This is a genomic window from Streptomyces sp. NPDC043867, assembly GCF_056435845.1.
The window spans coordinates 1-17,101 of sequence record NZ_JBWKDS010000062.1 but is presented as its reverse complement, the minus strand read 5'-3'; the positions used below and the strand labels follow the sequence as shown (position 1 = coordinate 17,101).

The 17,101-nt window shown below is 71.7% G+C and carries 11 protein-coding genes; 8 read left to right on the top strand and 3 right to left on the bottom strand.

The features are described 5' to 3' along the window. Positions 1-70 precede the first annotated feature (70 nt). The 3 genes from AC069T_RS36200 to AC069T_RS36190 are packed head-to-tail and all read left to right on the top strand — an operon-like array spanning position 71 to position 2,899. Complete coding sequence (locus AC069T_RS36200; RefSeq protein ID WP_478786789.1) at positions 71-976, top strand: universal stress protein; 906 nt, start codon at positions 71-73, stop codon at positions 974-976. Between the two features lie 22 nt (positions 977-998). Next, positions 999-2,021 carry a zinc-dependent alcohol dehydrogenase gene (locus AC069T_RS36195; RefSeq protein WP_478786788.1) on the top strand — a complete coding sequence of 341 codons (1,023 nt, stop codon included), beginning with the start codon at positions 999-1,001 and terminating at the stop codon, positions 2,019-2,021. A gap of 5 nt (positions 2,022-2,026) precedes the next feature. Further along, a complete protein-coding gene (locus AC069T_RS36190) occupies positions 2,027-2,899 on the top strand; it encodes a universal stress protein (protein WP_478786787.1) in 873 nt (290 codons plus the stop codon). Positions 2,900-3,178: 279 nt separating this feature from the next. Here the strand turns inward: AC069T_RS36190 and AC069T_RS36185 are convergent, their stop codons facing one another. Both AC069T_RS36185 and AC069T_RS36180 read right to left on the bottom strand, forming a co-directional pair. Then, positions 3,179-5,911 carry a cation-translocating P-type ATPase gene (locus tag AC069T_RS36185; protein WP_478786786.1) on the bottom strand — a complete coding sequence of 911 codons (2,733 nt, stop codon included), beginning with the start codon at positions 5,909-5,911 and terminating at the stop codon, positions 3,179-3,181. 2 nt (positions 5,912-5,913) lie between these two features. Then, complete coding sequence (locus tag AC069T_RS36180; RefSeq protein ID WP_478786785.1) at positions 5,914-6,792, bottom strand: universal stress protein; 879 nt, start codon at positions 6,790-6,792, stop codon at positions 5,914-5,916. Between the two features lie 654 nt (positions 6,793-7,446). Between AC069T_RS36180 and AC069T_RS36175 the strand changes: the two genes are divergently transcribed. From AC069T_RS36175 to AC069T_RS36165, 3 genes are all read left to right on the top strand, one after another. Beyond that, a complete protein-coding gene (locus AC069T_RS36175) occupies positions 7,447-9,825 on the top strand; it encodes a phosphoketolase family protein (protein WP_478786784.1) in 2,379 nt (792 codons plus the stop codon). Positions 9,826-9,867: 42 nt separating this feature from the next. Further along, positions 9,868-12,561, top strand: a complete 2,694-nt coding sequence (locus AC069T_RS36170) for a bifunctional acetate--CoA ligase family protein/GNAT family N-acetyltransferase (RefSeq protein WP_478786783.1) — start codon at positions 9,868-9,870, stop codon at positions 12,559-12,561. 307 nt (positions 12,562-12,868) lie between these two features. Further along, the gene (locus tag AC069T_RS36165) at positions 12,869-14,614 is read left to right on the top strand and encodes a sensor histidine kinase (protein ID WP_478786782.1); all 1,746 of its coding nucleotides are present in this window, start codon (positions 12,869-12,871) and stop codon (positions 14,612-14,614) included. 68 nt (positions 14,615-14,682) lie between these two features. On the opposite strand, the gene AC069T_RS36160 is transcribed toward AC069T_RS36165, so the two are convergent. After that, complete coding sequence (locus AC069T_RS36160) at positions 14,683-15,384, bottom strand: response regulator (protein WP_478786781.1); 702 nt, start codon at positions 15,382-15,384, stop codon at positions 14,683-14,685. A gap of 261 nt (positions 15,385-15,645) precedes the next feature. On the opposite strand from AC069T_RS36160, the gene AC069T_RS36155 reads away from it, so the two are divergent. Together AC069T_RS36155 and AC069T_RS36150 are read left to right on the top strand one after the other, a co-directional pair. Beyond that, positions 15,646-16,554, top strand: coding sequence for a universal stress protein (locus AC069T_RS36155; protein WP_478786780.1), 909 nt, complete (start codon positions 15,646-15,648; stop codon positions 16,552-16,554). Between the two features lie 89 nt (positions 16,555-16,643). Next, positions 16,644-17,012 (top strand): hypothetical protein, encoded by a 369-nt coding sequence (locus AC069T_RS36150; RefSeq protein WP_478786779.1) that lies wholly within the window; start codon positions 16,644-16,646, stop codon positions 17,010-17,012. Positions 17,013-17,101: the final 89 nt, after the last annotated feature.

Genomic DNA, 17,101 nt, shown 5'->3' with positions numbered 1-17,101 from the left:
CGGCCCCTGCCGGGCGAGTCGTCCGAGGACGAAGCTCTCGTCAGGACCCCCTACCCGAGAGGTGGGCACCATGCCCCGCACCGTCACCGTCGGCCTCGACGGTTCAGCCGAGAGCCGCGCGGCGGCCGAGTGGGCCGCCCGCGAGGCGCAGCTGCTCGGCCTGCCACTGAAGCTGGTCCAGGTCTGGGAGCCGGTGCCGGCGCCCATGGCGCAGGCACCGCTGCTCGGCGCCGAGACGCAGCAGTACTGGACCGAGAGGATTCCCCGCGAGACGAGCGAAGGGATCCGGCTGCGCCACCCCGGCCTCGACGTGACCGGCGAACAGCTGTCCGGCCGGCCCGCCGACGTGCTGGTGGGCGCCATGAAGGACGCGGAGCTGCTCGTTCTCGGCTCCCGCGCGCTGGGTGGGATCGGCGGGTTCATGGTCGGCTCGGTCGGGCTGTCCGTCCTGGCACATGCCGACCGGCCGGTCGTGTTCGTCCGCGCCGGGGAACAGGCCGCCGACGAACACGAGATGGACCCGGTCGACATTCCGTCCGCGGCGACTGCGTTCCGGCCCGTCGTCCTCGGCCTCGACATCGAGCACCCCGACGACGAACTGATCGGCTTCGCGTTCGCCGCCGCCACCCGCCGCGGCACCTCCCTGCGCGTCGTGCACGGCTGGAACCCACCCGCCTACTACGTCTACGGTCCGCCCCTCGACCTCGAACAGCACGGGGCCCTGGCGCTGCGCGAATCCACCGCCCTCACCGAGGTCCTGCGCCCGTGGACCGAGAAGTTCCCGGAGACCGAGGTCACCGAGGAGTGCCACTACGGCAGCCCCGGCAACCACCTCGTCGACGCCTCCCACCGGGCCTCCCTTGTCGTCGTCGGCCGTCGCGTCCGCCGCAGCCCGCTCGGCGCCCACACCGGCTCCCTCACCCACGCCGTCCTGCACCACTCCACCGCCCCCGTCGCCGTCGTTTCCCACGGCTGACCCGTCCCGAGGAGCAGCAATCATGAAGGCAGCGGTTGTCCGAGCCTTCGGCGAGCCCCTGGTCATCGAGGACCGCCCCGACCCCGAACCCGGCCCCGGCCAGGTGCGCGTGCGTGTCGAGGCGTCCGGGCTGTGCCACACCGACATCCATGCCGCCCACGGCGACTGGCCGCTCAAGCCGACCCCGCCCTTCGTCCCCGGCCACGAAGGCGTCGGACTCGTCGAGAAGCTCGGCGACGGCGTCACCCATCTGTCCGTCGGGCAGCGGGTGGCCGTGCCGTGGCTCGGCTGGGCCTGCGGCCGGTGCGAGCACTGCCTGTCCGGCTGGGAGACGCTGTGCGAGCAGCAGATCAACACCGGCTACGGTTGCGACGGCGGGCACGCCGAGAAGATGCTGGCCCGGGCGGACTTCGCCCAGCCGGTGCCCGACGGTGTGAACGCGGTGGACGCCGCCCCGCTGGCCTGCGCCGGGGTGACCACGTACAAGGCGGTCAAGGTCGCGGGTGTGCGGCCCGCGCAGCTCGTCGCGATCTCCGGGATCGGCGGGCTCGGCCACCTGGCGGTGCAGTACGCGAAGATCGCCGGGGCGACCGTCGCCGCGATCGACGTCACCGACGAGAAGCTCGAGCTGGCCTCCGAACTCGGCGCGGACCTCGTCATCGACGCCCGCAAGGACGACGTCGGCCAGGTCCTCAAGGAGCACGGCGGAGCGCATGCCGCAATCGCGCTGGCCGTGAACGAGGCCGCGTTCACGGCCGTCAACTCGGGCCTGCGGCGCGGCGGGAAGCTCGTCATGGTGGCGCTGCCCGCGCACGGCACGATCCAGGTCCCGGTCTTCGACACCGTGCTGAACGGCACCTCGGTGATCGGCTCGGTCGTCGGCACCCGGCAGGACCTCGCCGAGGTCTTCCAGCTGCACGCGGCCGGCCGCACCGAGGTCGTCTGCGAGACCCGGCCGCTGGCCGCCGTCAACGAGTCCATCGACGAGGTGCTGCGCGGCGAGGTCAGGGCCCGCATCGTCTTCGACCTCGGTACGGGGCGGTGAGGACGATGGACCTCCCGGTCGTCGTCGGGGTCGACGGCTCCGAGCCCAGCCTGCGCGCCGTCGACTGGGCGGCCGACGAGGCCGTACTGCGCGGGCTGCCGCTGCGGGTGGTGTACGCATCGCTGTGGGAGCGGTACGAGGGCACCTCGCTCGCCAAGGACGTCGGCGAGCCGTCCGAGCAGGTGCTGGCCGAGGACGTCGTGGAGACCGCCGCCCGGCGCGCCCGCCGGCGTCAGCCCGACCTGAAGATCTCCGCCGACGTGCTGCCCGAGGAACCCGAGTACGCGCTGGTGCGGGAGAGCCGCGGCGCCACGCTGCTGGTGACAGGCAGCCGCGGCCGCAGCGGCCTCGCCGAGTCGCTGCTGGGCTCCGTGAGCCTGACCGTGGCCGGGCACGCGCAGTGCCCGATGATCGTGATACGCGGCAACCACGACAACCAGGACCGGACCGGAACACACGGCCGCGTCGTCGTGGGCGTCGGAGAGAGACCGGGGGGCTCGGCGGCGGTGCGCTTCGCGTTCGAGGAGGCGCGGCGACGCGGGGTGCCGCTGGACGCCGTACGGGCCTGGCGGCGGCCGGCGCACGAGAGCACCGACCATCTGCTGCTCACCGGAGAACCGGCCCGGCTGCACGAGCAGCAGGCGGTGGAGACCCTGGAAACGGCGCTCCAGGACGCCCCCGCGGACGTCGCGTCACATCGCCGCACGGTCGAAGGCCACACCCGGACCGTGCTCGTGGACGCCTCACGGGACGCCGACCTCCTGATCGTCGGAGCCGAGCGCCGCCCCGGGCACCACGGGCTCCAGCTGGGCCGGGTGACCCACGGAGTGCTGCACCACTCCGCCTGCCCGGTCGTCATCGTGCCCGAGCGGGGGTGAGCCGTCCGAGCGCCGGTTCCCGGCGGCTTCTCGCGCCGGGAACCGGCTCCTGTCCCTCGGGCCGACGGCCGACGGACGACGGACGACGAGCATCGTCGGTGGAGGCAATCGGCCCGGACCGTCGGGCGGCGCCTCCTGCCCCACGCACACGCCCGGACCGGGGACCGAGCCCACCGAGATCGACCATGCCCATTGCACGCGCCGGCACCGGAAGCCCGTGAACGCCCCGCGCCCCTCGGTCATGAAACGGCGGACAGCACGCCGGGCCTCACCCATGGCTCACGCGGCCAAGCGACCCTGCCGTCCACGCCCGGCGCGCCAGGCATGCTCGATCAGCAGCACGGTGGAGGCGGTGGCGAGACAGATCGCCCACTGGGCGGGACTCAGGGAAACGGTGTCGAAGACTCCCTGGGCTGCGGGCACCTGTACGGCGATGACCTGGAGGACGAGGACGGCGGCCAGGCAGATCCACAGGGTGCGGTTGTGCAACTGGTGGCGGCCGAGGACAGGGCCGTCCTCGCTGCGGGCGGCCAGGGCGTTGAACAACTGGAAGAGGACGAAGGTGGTGAAGGCCATCGTGGCTGCGGTCCCGGTGTCCGTGAGATTGCGGGCGGTGGCGAAGACGGCCAGGGTGCCGGCGGCCATGACGATGCCGGAGCGGGTGATGGCGGCCAGGCGGTGAACGTTCAGGATGCGCTCGCTGGGAGAGCGTGGCGGGCGGTGCATCACGTTGTCCTGGGGAGGGTCGACGCCCAGGGCCATGGCGGGTGGCCCGTCCATGATGATGTTGACCCACAGCAGCTGGACCGCGGACATGGGCGCCGGCAGTCCGGCCAGCACGGTGGCGAGCAAAGTGAGGATCGCGCCGATGTTGGTCGACAGCTGGAAGCGGACGAAAGTGACGATGTTGTCGTAGATGGAGCGGCCTTCGCGCACCGCGCGGATGATGGTGGAGAAGTCGTCGTCGGTGAGGACCATGTCGGCGGCTTCTTTGGCCACGTCGGTGCCGGTGATGCCCATGGCGACGCCGATGTGGGCGGCGCGCAGGGCTGCGGCGTCGTTGACGCCGTCGCCGGTCATGGCCACGATGTGGCCCCTGCGGGAGAGCGCGCGGACGATGGTCACCTTGTGTTCGGGGGCGACCCGGGCGAAGACGCCGACGTTCTCGATGCGGTCCGCGAGATCCTGTTCGCTCATCCGGGCCAGTTCGGTGCCGGTGACGATCTCGCCGGTGATGCCGAGTTCGCGGGCGATTGCGGCGGCAGTGTCGGCATGGTCCCCGGTGACCATCTTGACGGTGACACCGGCCGCCTGGGCGAGGGCGACAGCATCACGGGCCTGAGGGCGGGGCGGATCAGCGATCCCGGCGATCGCGGTCAGGGTCAGCCCTGTCACCTCTCGCGGGTTCGGCCGGTCGGTGGTGGCGGTCGCCGCCCCGAGGACACGCAGGCCCCGGCCGGCCATCCGCTGGGCGGCGTCGGTGGCCTCCTGGCGGCGCTCCGCGTCGAGGAGCGCGGGTCCGTCTTCGGTCAGGACGTGGGTGCAGCGGTCCAGGAGGACGTCGACGCCTCCTTTGGCGTGGGTGCGGGCGCGGCCGTCGGCGTCGGTGTGGAAGGTGGCCATGTACTTGTCGGCCGGATCGAAGGGGATCTCACCGGTACGCGGCGTGCGGATGCGCAGTTCGGCATCGAGCCCCGCTTTGGCGGTGAGCACGATCAGGGCGGCCTCGGTGGGGTCTCCGATGATGCCGTCCGAGGTGACGCGGGCGTCGTTGCACAGCGCGAACGGCAACACCGCTTCGTGAAGGTTCGCGTCGGAACGGTCCGCGGTGTGCTGCCCGTCGGTGAGGCGTACGGCGCCGGTGGTGTCATAGCCTTCGCCGGTCACGTCGTAGCTGCGGCCGGCGGCCCACAGGGCGCGGGTGGTCATCTCGTTCAGGGTCAGAGTGCCGGTCTTGTCGCTGCACACCACGGTCGCGGAGCCGAGTGCCTCGACGGAGGCCAGGCGTTTGACGATGGCACCGCGCTGGGCCATGCGGTAGACGCCCATGGCCAGGGTGAGCGCGAGAACGGCGGGGAGACCCTCGGGGATCGCGGCGACGGCCAGGGCCACCGCGCGCAGCGTGAGATCGGCCAGTGCCTCGCCGCGGACGAGGGCGACGAGCGCGTAGGCGGCCACGGCGATGCCGCTGATCAGGGCCAGGCGCCGGCCCAGGCTGTCCATCTGGACCTGGAGCGGGCTGGACGGTTCCGCGCCGGTGCGCAGCGCCTCGGCGATCGCGCCGACCTCGGTGCCCATGCCGGTGGCCGTGACGATCATCTCGGCGCGGCCACGGGTCAGCGCGGTGTTCATGAAGAGCATGCCGGTGCGCTCGGCGACGGGCACGGGCTCGTCGCCGTCGGCCGCTGTCAGCGCGGTCGTCTTGGCGACGGGCTGGGACTCGCCGGTCAGCGCGGCCTCGGCGGCCTCGACGGACTCGGCAACCATCAGGCGCCCGTCGGCCGGGACGCGGTCGCCGGCTTCCAGAAGGACGACGTCGCCGGGCACCAGGATGCCGGCCGGGATCACGCTCACCCGGCCGTCCCGGCGCACGCGCGCGGTCGGGACCAGCATCTGGCGCAACGCTTCCAGGCTGTGCTCGGCGCGGCGTTCCTGCAGGTAGCCGATGGTGGCGTTGATGAGGAGGACGGCGGCGATGACGACCGCGTCCTTGATCTCGCCGATGATTCCGGCGACGACTGCGGCGGCGAGCAGGATGCCGATCAGCCAGCTGCGGAACTGGTCCAGCAGGCGTAACCACTGCGGTCGGCGAGCCGGTTCGGCCAGTTCGTTGGCTCCCCAGGCGTCGGCCCGCTGCTCGGCGTCCGCCGTGCTCAGGCCCGTGGCCGGGACTACGCCGAGCAGGTCCGCCACCTCGGCGGCATCGCGTCGACAGGCGTCCGCCACCAGTTGCGGAGGCGTCTTTACGGGCGGGGCGTAAGGCCCGGCCGCGACGGGGGTCTGCTGAGGCACGGTCACTCCTTGCCGCGGACGACTGCGACGGGGCAGTGCGCGTGGTGCAGCAGGGCGTGACTGACCGACCCGAGCAGCAGTCCGGAGAACCCGCCCCGGCCCCGGGCACCGACCACCACCAGTTGGGCGGACCGGCTCGCCTCGATCAACGCCTCCCGCGTCCCGCCGTGCACCGCCTGGTGCTCCACCACCACATCCGGGTACTTCTCCCGGTGACCGGCGAGCGCCTCGTGCAGCAGTCGCTCCTCCTCGTCGGCGAGCGCGCCGGGAGGGTTCGCGTACGAGGCCGACGCGTCCTGCGGTGCGGGCATCGGCGCGTTCCACGTGGTCCAGGCGTGCAACGCCAGCAAGGGGGCCTTGCGCAGCGCGGCCTCGGCGAAGGCGAAGTCCACCGCCCGTTCGCCCGCGGCCGAACCGTCGGCGCCCAGCACGACCGGGCCGTCGGCGGCGGGTTGTTCACGCACCACCAGCACCGGACACCGGCTGTGCGCCGCAAGACGCACAGCCGTCGACCCCACCAGCAGCCCGACGAACCCACCCATGCCACGGGACCCGATCACCACCAGTTCGGCCGAACGCGACTGCGCCTCCAGGACTGTCAGAGGCTCACCGGTCACCGCGGCATGACTGACATCGACCTCCGGTGCCACGGCGCGTGCCCGCTCCACCGCCTCGGCCAGCAGCCGTTCCACCATGTTCCGGATCACGCCCTCGGGCGGGCCGAGCGGCGGCGGGGCCGAGGGCACGTGCGTCGCGGGCCGGATGAATGCATGGACCACCCGCAGTCCCGCCCCGCGCGACCTCGCCTCCCGAGCCGCCGCCTCGACCGCGACCAGACCCGAAGCCGACCCGTCCACACCTACGACCACCAGACCACTCATCGTGTCTCCCATGTTGTGGACGCCATTGCCTCCGCCTCCAGGTTCGACCCCCGCACACCCCGCTGCCATGGGGCTTGACGGCCACTGTCAGGGCCGACCGGCCCTTTCTACGAGGCGACGTGCCCGGAGCAGGCGCTGTTGCCTTGCTGTACGGCGTCTCCCCCGGTGAGCCCGGCCGCTCGATGATCGCCCCGGCCCCGGCCCCGGCCTCCGCCGACAACACCTGAGGCGTCGGCAAGCTCTGAGCCGAGTCGTCGTTCGTCTGCGCGGACGACTGGCTGCGCCGGCCGCAGAAGCGCGCGGCAGGGGGCCGATCGGCCCCCTGCCGGGGACCTGTAGCCCCTGCCCCACGAGCTCGACCGGCACGACGCTGGAGTCGGGTCGTGGGATCCCGGTTCAGGAGGTGGAGACCATGTCCCGCTGCGTCACCGCCGGCCCCTCGATGGCTGGCCGAAGACCGCGCCGCCGCCGAACGGGCGGTCGGGGAGGACAAGTCGTGTGGCCTGCCGTTGAAGCGCGACGCGCGGGTGGACGGGTGCACACGCTCCGAGCCGCGTTCGAACGCGGGGCCCTTCGACCACCACCACGAGCGGGCGCCCTCGGTTCGCGCCCCTTCCCGTAGCCGGACTCGCCTCGACGACTTACGGAGTCACCGTGCCCAAGATCGAACACCGGAACAGCACCGTACTGACCGACGAGGAACTGCGCACCCTGGACGCCCACTGGCGGGCGGCCAACTACCTTGCCGTGGGCCAGATCTACCTGCTGGCCAACCCGCTGCTCACCGAGCCTCTGACGCCCGCGCACATCAAGCCGCGGCTGCTCGGCCACTGGGGCACCTCGCCCGGCCTCAACCTCGTGTACACCCACCTCAACCGGGTGATCAAGGCCCGTGGTCTCGACGCGCTGTGCGTGTGGGGGCCGGGCCACGGCGGCCCCGCCGTGCTCGCGAACTCCTGGCTGGAGGGCAGCTACAGCGAGACCTACCCGGACGTCTCACGGGACGCGGCCGGGATGGACCGGCTCTTCCGGCAGTTCTCCTTCCCCGGCGGAGTGCCCAGCCACGTCGCCCCGGAGACGCCCGGCTCGATCCACGAGGGCGGCGAACTGGGCTACTCGCTCGCGCACGCCTACGGAGCCGCCTTCGACAACCCCGGCCTGCTGGTCGCCTGCGTCATCGGGGACGGCGAGGCGGAGACCGGCCCGCTCGCCGCCTCCTGGCACTCCAACAAGTTCCTCGACCCGGTCAACGACGGCGCCGTCCTGCCGATCCTCCACCTGAACGGCTACAAGATCGCCAACCCGACCGTGCTGTCCCGCATCCCGGAGTCCGAACTCGACGAACTCCTGCGCGGCTACGGCCACGAACCGATCCACGTCACCAGCGACGACCCGCACGAGGTCCACCGCGCCATGGCCGACGCCTTCGACCAGGCCCTGGACCGCATCGCCCTGATGCAGAGCACGGCCCGCGTGGACGGCGTGCCCGAGCGCGTGCACTGGCCCATGATCGTGCTGCGCACGCCGAAGGGCTGGACGGGCCCCGCCGAGGTCGACGGGGTCCCGGTCGAGGGCACCTGGCGCGCCCACCAGGTCCCGCTGCCCGGCGTACGCGAAAACCCCCAGCACCTGCGGCAGTTGGAGACCTGGCTGCGCTCGTACCGGCCCGAGGAGCTGTTCGGCGCCGACGGGCAGCCCAGCGCCGATGTCCTCGCCTGCATCCCCGAGGGGAACCGCCGGCTGGGCACCACCCCGCACGCCAACGGCGGCCTGCTCGTACGGGACCTGCCGATGCCGTCCCTCGACCGCTTCGCCGTCCCCGTCGACAAGCCGGGCGCCACCTCGCACGAGCCCACCCGGATCCTCGGCGACCTTCTCGAACAGGTCATGCGGGACACGTCGGAACGGCGCGACTTCCGCCTGGTGGGCCCGGACGAGACCGCGTCCAACCGGCTCGACGCCGTCTTCGACGCCAGCGGCAAAGCCTGGCAGGCCCAGACCCTCCAGGTGGACGAGGACCTGGACCGGCACGGCCGGGTCATGGAGATCCTCTCCGAACACCTCTGCCAGGGCTGGCTCGAGGGGTACCTCCTCACCGGCCGGCACGGACTGTTCTCCTGCTACGAGGCCTTCGTGCACATCGTCGACTCGATGGTCAACCAGCACATCAAGTGGCTCAAGACATCGAGGGGGTTGGCGTGGCGGGCACCGATCGCCTCCCTCAACTACCTTCTGACATCGCATGTCTGGCGTCAGGACCACAACGGCTTCTCGCACCAGGACCCCGGGTTCATCGACCACGTCCTCAGCAAGAGCCCCGAGGTCGTCCGGGTCTATCTGCCGCCGGACGCCAACACCCTGCTGTCCGTCTCGGATCACGTCCTGCGCAGCCGCGACTACGTGAACGTGATCGTCGCGGGCAAGCAGCCCTGTTTCGACTGGCTGTCCATGGACGAGGCCCGCGCCCACTGCGCCCGCGGCGCCGGGATCTGGGACTGGGCCGGCAGCGAGAACGGCGGTGAACCGGACGTCGTCCTGGCCTGCGCGGGAGACGTACCGACGCTGGAGATCCTGGCCGCGTCCGGTCTACTGCGGCGCCATCTGCCGGAACTGGCCGTCCGAGTCGTCAACGTCGTCGACCTGGCCCGGCTGCTGCCGGGCGAGGAACACCCGCACGGAATGGGCGACTTCGAGTACGACGGCCTGTTCACGACGGACAAACCGGTGATCTTCGCCTACCACGGCTACCCCTGGCTGATCCACCGCCTCTCCTACCGCCGTACGGGCCACGCCCACCTGCACGTCCGCGGCTACAAGGAGATGGGCACGACGACCACCCCGTTCGACATGGTCGTCCGCAACGACATGGACCGCTACCGACTGGTCATGGACGTCATCGACCGGGTGCCGGCACTGGGCGTCCGCGCAGCCGCCGTACGGCAGTCGATGGCCGACGTCCGCACCCGCCACCACGCCTGGATCCGCGAACACGGCACCGACCTGCCCGAGGTCACCGACTGGACCTGGACCTGACCCAGGCGAACCAGGCGGCGAAAACGCTGGAGGAGACCCACGATGACGGATGACACGCTCAGCCGACCCACGGTCCATGCCCTGCTCTCCGACGGCACCACGGTGTGCATACGTCCTGTGCGGCCAGACGATCACGAGCAACTGCAGGGGCTCTACGAGAACATGTCCGCGGAGAATCTGCGGCTGCGGTTCTTCGCGGCGAGCCGGCGTTCCGCCGCGACGGCCGCCGACCGGGCCTGTGCGCCGCCGCGCCCCGGACACCGGGCGCTGATGGCCGAGTCGCGGGGGCAGGTGATCGGCCTGGCCGAGTACGAAGGCGGCGACGACGCCGCCTCGGCGGAGATGTCCATCGCCGTGGCCGACAGGCTGCACCACCACGGCGTCGGCACGCTCCTCGTCGAGCACCTGGTCTCCGCCGCCCGTGCGGACGGCATCACCACGTTCAAGGCGGACACGCTCTCGGAGAACCACGAAGTGCTTCGGCTCTTCGCCGACCTTGGCCTGCACATCGCACGCCGTTTCGATGGTCCGGAGGTTCGCTGCGCCATCGAACTGAACGAGGACGACGGCTGTCTCTCTGCCGTCGAGGCCCGAGGCCGGACCGCCGACGTGGCCAGTCTGGAACCGCTGCTGCGGCCGAAAGCGGTCGCCGTGGTCGGCGCCGGGCGCAGGCCCGGATCGGTGGGGCGGGCCCTTCTGCACCATCTGCACGAGGGCGGCTTCACCCGGCGGCTCTTCGCGGTGAACCCCCGCGCCACCTCGATCCTCGGCGTGCCGTCCCACCCCTCGGTCAGCGCGCTGCCCACGGTGCCGGATCTCGCGGTCCTCGCGGTGCCCGCGGCAGCCCTCCCCGACACCGCGGAGGAGTGCGGCAAGGCCGGAGTACGAGCACTGCTCGTCGTCTCGGCCGGCCTCGACAGCCGGCAGGCGGAAGCCCTCGTCGCCACGTGCCGCACGTACGGCATGCGGCTCGTCGGGCCCAACTCCCTCGGTGTCACGAACACCGATCCGACGCTCTCCCTCGACGCCACCTTCGCGGCGGGTCATCCGCGCCGCGGCACGGCAGGCGTCGCCGTCCAGTCCGGCGGCGTCGGCATCGCCCTGCTCGACGGACTGTCCCGCCTGGGTATCGGCGTGTCGTCCTTCGCCTCGCTCGGCGACAAGTACGACGTCAGCGGAAACGACATGCTCCAGTGGTGGGAGAGCGACGGCCGCACCGAACTCGCCCTGCTGCACCTGGAGTCCTTCGGCAACCCGCGGGCGTTCTCCCGTACCGCACGGCGCGTGACCCGCCGCATGCCCGTGCTGACGGTCGACGCGGGCCGCACCGACGCCGGCCGCCGCGCCGCCGCCTCGCACACCGCGGCCGCCGCCACCCCGACGATGACCCGGCAGGCCCTGTTCACCCAGGCGGGGATCACCGCAACCCGCTCGGTGGGCGAACTCCTGGAAACCACCGCCCTGTTGCACTCCCAGCCGCTCCCGGCGGGCAGCCGCGTGGCCATCGTCACCAACGGGGGCGGCGCGGGTGTCCTGGCCGCGGACGCCTGCGTGGAAGCGGGGCTGTCGCTGCCACCGCTCACGCCCGCCGTGGTCGAAGGTCTGAAGGCCGTACTGCCCGACGGCTCCACCGTCGGCCACCTCGTCGACGCCACCGCGGCCGTCACGGAGGAGCAGCTCGGAGACTGCGTGGACCTGATCACGCGGTACCCGGGTGTCGACGCCGTCCTGGTGGCCCTCGTCCCCACGGCCGTCGCGGCCGCAACCGGCGACGACCTGGTGCGGGCCCTCACCAGCGGCCCCGCACACCGCGCCCTTCCGGTAGCCGTCGTACGCCTGGAGCAGGACCTGCCGGTCAGGCTCCTGCCGGCGCGGGACGGCGGCAGCATCCCGTCGTACGCCGAACCGGGCTCGGCGGCGCGGGCGTTGGCGCACGCCGCCAGTCGTGCTGCCTGGCTGAGCCGGCCCGCGGGCACCGTGCCGGAGCTCGCGGAGGTCGACACAGCCCGGGCCCACGCGGTCGCCGAGAGCTATCTCGCCGCCCAACCGGACGGCGGCTGGCTCGATCCGCGTACCTGCGCCGAACTCCTCGACTGCTACGGCATTCCCCAGCTCCCGTGGTCCTGGGCGGAGACGGAGGACGAGGCCGTCATCGCGGCCGAGCGGCTGCGGGGCCCCGACGGGCGGGTGGTCATGAAGGCCCACTGGCCCGGCCAGCTGCACAAGAGCGAACAGCATGCCGTGCACCTCGATCTTGAAGGTGACGCCCAAACGCGTTCCGCTTTCAGGGACTTCGAGGCACGGTTCGCCGGCCTGATGACCGGGGTGGTCATCCAGCCGCTGGCCGCACGCGGCACCGAACTGTTCGCGGGAGTCGTGCGGGACGAGGTCTTCGGCCCGCTCGTGCTGTTCGGACTCGGCGGCACCGCGACCGAGGTCCTGGCCGACCAGGCCGCCCGCCTCGCCCCGCTCACCGACCACGACGTCCACGACCTGATCACCGCGCCGCGCTGCGCACCGCTCCTGTTCGGCACGCACGGCAGCGGACCCGTCGACCTACAGGGTCTGGAACAACTGCTGCTGCGCCTGTCCCGCCTCGCGGTCGACCTTCCGCAACTCGCCGAAGCCGACTTCAACCCCGTCCTCACCACGCCTGAAGCGGTCACGGTGCTCGACGCACGAGTCCGCCTGCTGCCGCGCACGGCTCAGGACCCCTATCTGCGCCGACTGCGCTGAGGGGGAACAGACATGAGACACGACAAGGTCAGGTCCGTGATGACCACGGAGGTCGTCGGGGAGGTGGTCTCCGCACGGTCGGTGACGGACGTGGAGTCGTACGCCGCGGTGTTGGCGGGGTGTACGCGGGGCGCTGGCACAAGGACGCCCGCCGCTTCGTCCGCCGTCACGGCCGCGAAACGGTCCGCACCGCCGAGATGCCGACCTGACCCCGGCCCGTCGGCCATGTCGAGGCCCCCGGACAGTACGGTGAAGACAGGGAAACCGGCTCGAGCCGCCCTGTCCGCTGTGCCGGTCGGAGGAAAACATGAGCGAGGATCGACGCGGCGGTTCCGGGGAACATGTGCCCAAGCTACGGCTCGATGAACTGCTGGGCGAGCTGCAGGTGCGCATCGACGCGGTGCGCGGGACCCGGGACCGCTTGCACAACCTGCTGGAGGCCGTCCTCTCGGTCGGGCGGGAGCTCGACCTGCAACAGGTGCTGCGCAGCATCGTCGAGGCCGCGGTGGTGCTGGTGGACGCCGAGTACGGAGCGCTGGGCGTGATCGGCGGTGACCAGAAGCTGTCCGAGTTCCTGACCGTCGGTATCGGCGAAGAAGAGCGGTCGGAGATCGGGGCGCTGCCCAGCGGGCACGGACTCCTCGGAGAGCTGATCCGGCACCCGTCGCCACTGCGGCTGCCGGAACTGTCGGACCATCCGGCGTCGTACGGCTTCCCGGCGCACCACCCGCCGATGCACTCCTTCCTCGGCGTACCGATCCGGGTGCGCGACGAGGTCTTCGGGAACCTTTACCTCACCGAGAAACGCAGCGCCCGGGAATTCGACACGGAGGACGAGTCCGTCCTGTCGACGCTGGCGGTGGCCGCCGGAGTGGCCATCGAGAACGCACGGCTGTACGAGGAGACCATGCTGCGCGAACGCTGGCAGCGGGCCAGCGGCAAGGTCACCAGCATGCTCCTGACCGGTGCGCCGAGCGCGGACGTGCTGGAACTGATCGTCGACGAGGCCCGGAAGATCGTCTCCGCCGACATGGGACTGATCGCGGAACACGTACCGGGCGAGGAGACACTGCGGCCGGCCCTGGCGGTCGGCCTGGGCCGAGAGGAACGCAGCGGTCTGGTGCTGTCCGCGCGGGACGGATTCGTCGGAGCGGCACTCGGCGCTGCCAAGCCGGTGGTCAGCGCCGACATCAAGCACGACGCGCGCACGGGCGAGGGCGAAGCCCAGTGGGCCGGGCTCGGACCCGTGGTCGCGGTGCCGCTCGGCGCCGGCGGAAAGACGCGGGGCGTGCTGCTGCTGGGGCGCGGGCCGGCGGGAACGCCGTTCGGCGACCTGGACACCGGGCCGCTGCTCGGGTTCGCCGACCAGGCGGCGCTCGCCCTGGAGCTGGCCGAACGACGGCGGGACGCGGATCAGGTCACCCTGCTCCAGGACCGGGACCGCATCGCCCGCGACCTCCATGACCTCGCCATACAGCGGCTCTTCGCGGCCGGCATGACCCTGCAGAGCACCCAGCGCTTCATGGAGCACCCTGAGGGCATGGAGCGGCTGACACGGACCGTGGACGACCTCGACGACACCATAAAGATCATTCGGTCCACGATCTTCGGACTGCGCACCCACACCGGGGTCGGGCGGGAGAGCGACGGCTTGCGCGGCCGGGTGTCCGACGCGGTGATGGCCTCGGACACGTCACTCGGATTCCTGCCCGCGCTGCGCATCGAGGGGCTCGTCGAGACCGATGTCCCCGGCGACATCGCCGACCATGCGGTCGCGGTGCTCGGGGAGGCCCTCAGCAACGTGGCCCGGCACTCCGGAGCACAGGCGGTGGACGTCCGGCTGCAGTGCTTCGGGGGCGAGTTGACGCTCACGGTGACGGACGACGGCTGCGGGGTGCCGGGTGACGTCGGACGCAGCGGGCTGAGGAACATCAAGGAGCGGGCCGCCGCCCTCGGCGGAACCCTGACTCTCGGCGAACGGCCGGAGGGCGGCGGCACACGGCTGGTGTGGCGGGTTCCCGTGAGTGCGGACGGTGTCGCGGACGGGGGCTGACCGCGGAAGGCCCCGCCCCGCCGGCCCGGACGACGAGGCGGGGCGAGGCAGGGCAGGGCAGCCCGGACTCATCGCGCCGGGCGGTCGGGGGAGCCAGGCTGTTCTAGATGGCTGGCCAGGACCGCCGCCTGGACACGGCGCTGGACGCCGAGCTTGGCCAGCAGGCGGGAGATGTGGTTCTTCACCGTCTTCTCGGACAGGTAGAGCTTCTTGCCGATCTCGCGGTTGGTGAGCCCGTCCCCGATCAGCGCGAGGATGTCCCGCTCGCGGGGTGACAGGCCGGCGAGCTCGGGTGCGGGTGCCGGTCCCTCGGTGGGGTCCGCCCGCAGGGAGCGCATCAGACGGGCGGTCGTCGCCGGATCCAGCATCGACTGGCCGGAAGCGACCGTGCGGACCGCCTCGACCAGGTCGGACCCCCTGATCTGTTTGAGCACATAGCCCGCCGCCCCGGCCATGATCGCGTCGAGCAACGCTTCCTCCTCGTCGAAGGACGTCAGCATCAGGCAGGCCAGCTCCGGCATCCGGCTGCGCAGCTCGCGGCAGACGCTGATCCCGTCACCGTCCGGCAGGCGTACATCGAGGACCGCCACGTCCGGGCGCAGCGCCGGCCCGCGCACCAGCGCGTGCTCGGCACTGTCCGCGTCGCCGACCACCGAGATGTCCGGCTCGGAGTCCAGCAGGTCGGTGAGACCGCGTCGTACGACCTCGTGGTCGTCCAGCAGGAAGACCCGGATCGGATTCTGCTCCGTGAAGGTACGTGCCTCGGCCATGACGACCCCTCGTTCGCTGATGGACCCGGCCCACGGTTCACTGACCACATACCGACTGTGATGACGATCGTGACCCGTCCGAACCGCACGCGCCAGGGCCGACCGGGCCAACCCGAGCCCGCCTCGCCGTGCACGGGCGCGGCAGCATCAGGGCCGAAGGGTCCGTCGGAAGGGCCTGCCCGGCCTCTGTCCGGGTGCTCGCCCCGGTACCAGGCTCGAGGGAAGAGCGACCCATGGGCAGCAACTCCGGAGGTACGGATCATGCTTCGACAAGTCACCGCGGGGATCGACGGTTCTCCCGAAAGTCTGGCAGCCGCGCACTGGGCGGCCCGGGAAGCCACGCGCCGGGGCGCCGCGCTGTGCCTGGTGCATGGCTGGGAACGGTATCCGCGTCCGGTCGCGACCGTGCCCGCGGACATGTCCGACCGGTACGGGGCCGAGGTCCTGCCGGAGCGGGTGGCGGACAGCATGCGCGCCGCGCACCCGGGGCTGCAGGTCATCGGCCAGGCACTGGCGGACTCGCCGGTCTCAGCCCTCCTCAAGGCGGCCGGGCAGGCCGAGCTGCTGGTCCTCGGCTCCCGTGGACTCGGCGGCGTCGCGGGGTTCCTGATGGGGTCGGTGTCGCAGCGGGTCGTCGCCAGGGCACCCCGTCCCGTCGTGTTGGTGAGGGTGGGCGGGAGCACCGCCGACGAGCACTTCTCGGCACCGGACGGCATCTCCCCGGACGAGATACCGGGGATCCCGTACCGCGATCTCGTACTCGGCCTCGACCCGGGCCGACCCTCTGACGAACTGATCGCGTTCGCCTTCGACGCCGCCGGCCGCCGGGGATCCACGTTGCGCGTGATCAACACCTTCAGCCGTCCGCCGGACTTCGCGGCGGCGGACACCGTCGTCCCGGTGAGTAGCCCGGAGCTACGGGCGGAGCGGGAGCGCGCCGTGGCCGCCGCGCTGCGCCCCTGGTGCGAGAAGTTCCCCGAGGTCACCGTCACCGAGAGCATCACCGAAGGACGTGCGGCCGACGAGCTGATCAGCGCCTCGGCCGGCGCGGCCCTCCTCGTGGTGGGACGCCGGATCCGCGAATCCCGTCTCGGCACCCACCTCGGCCCCGTCGCACACGCGGCGCTGCATCACGCGCCCTGCCCCGTCGCCGTCGTCCCGCACGCCTGAACACGCCCGGAGGAGCTGCCGGGGCGGGGCCGCGCGTGTCCCGGCGTCCGGGGACCGTCACTGTCAGACCCGTCGGGCAGGATCCGGTCATGCTGATTGCCACGAGCGCCCGGGGTCACGCGGTGAAGCGCCCTTCGAAGCCTGCGATAGGCACCATGCTGGCCAACCTGGGGCGCGACAACGACCACATGGTGCTCGAACGACAGGACGAGGACCTCACAGGCGACTGGTACATCCAGGTCCTCCTGCGCGAGAACAACACGTACCAGTTGGAGTACCGGGACGGCGTTCCCGCAGAGCACTACCAGACGCAGACCATCTCTCAGGAGAAGGTTCTCCGAGCGCTGCTCGGTTGGGCGGCCGGCACATCGGACTGGAGAGAAGACTTCATGTGGAACAACATCAGTTCCATGTTCGAGCGGTCCGCCCCTGAGGACACGGACGAGCCGACCCCCTAGGGCCTGTCGTTTGGATCAGGCTGGCTGTGACCGACGGTTCGTCCTGACCGGCCCGAGCGGGGTCTGGCGCGTGCAGCTGCAAGGCGGAG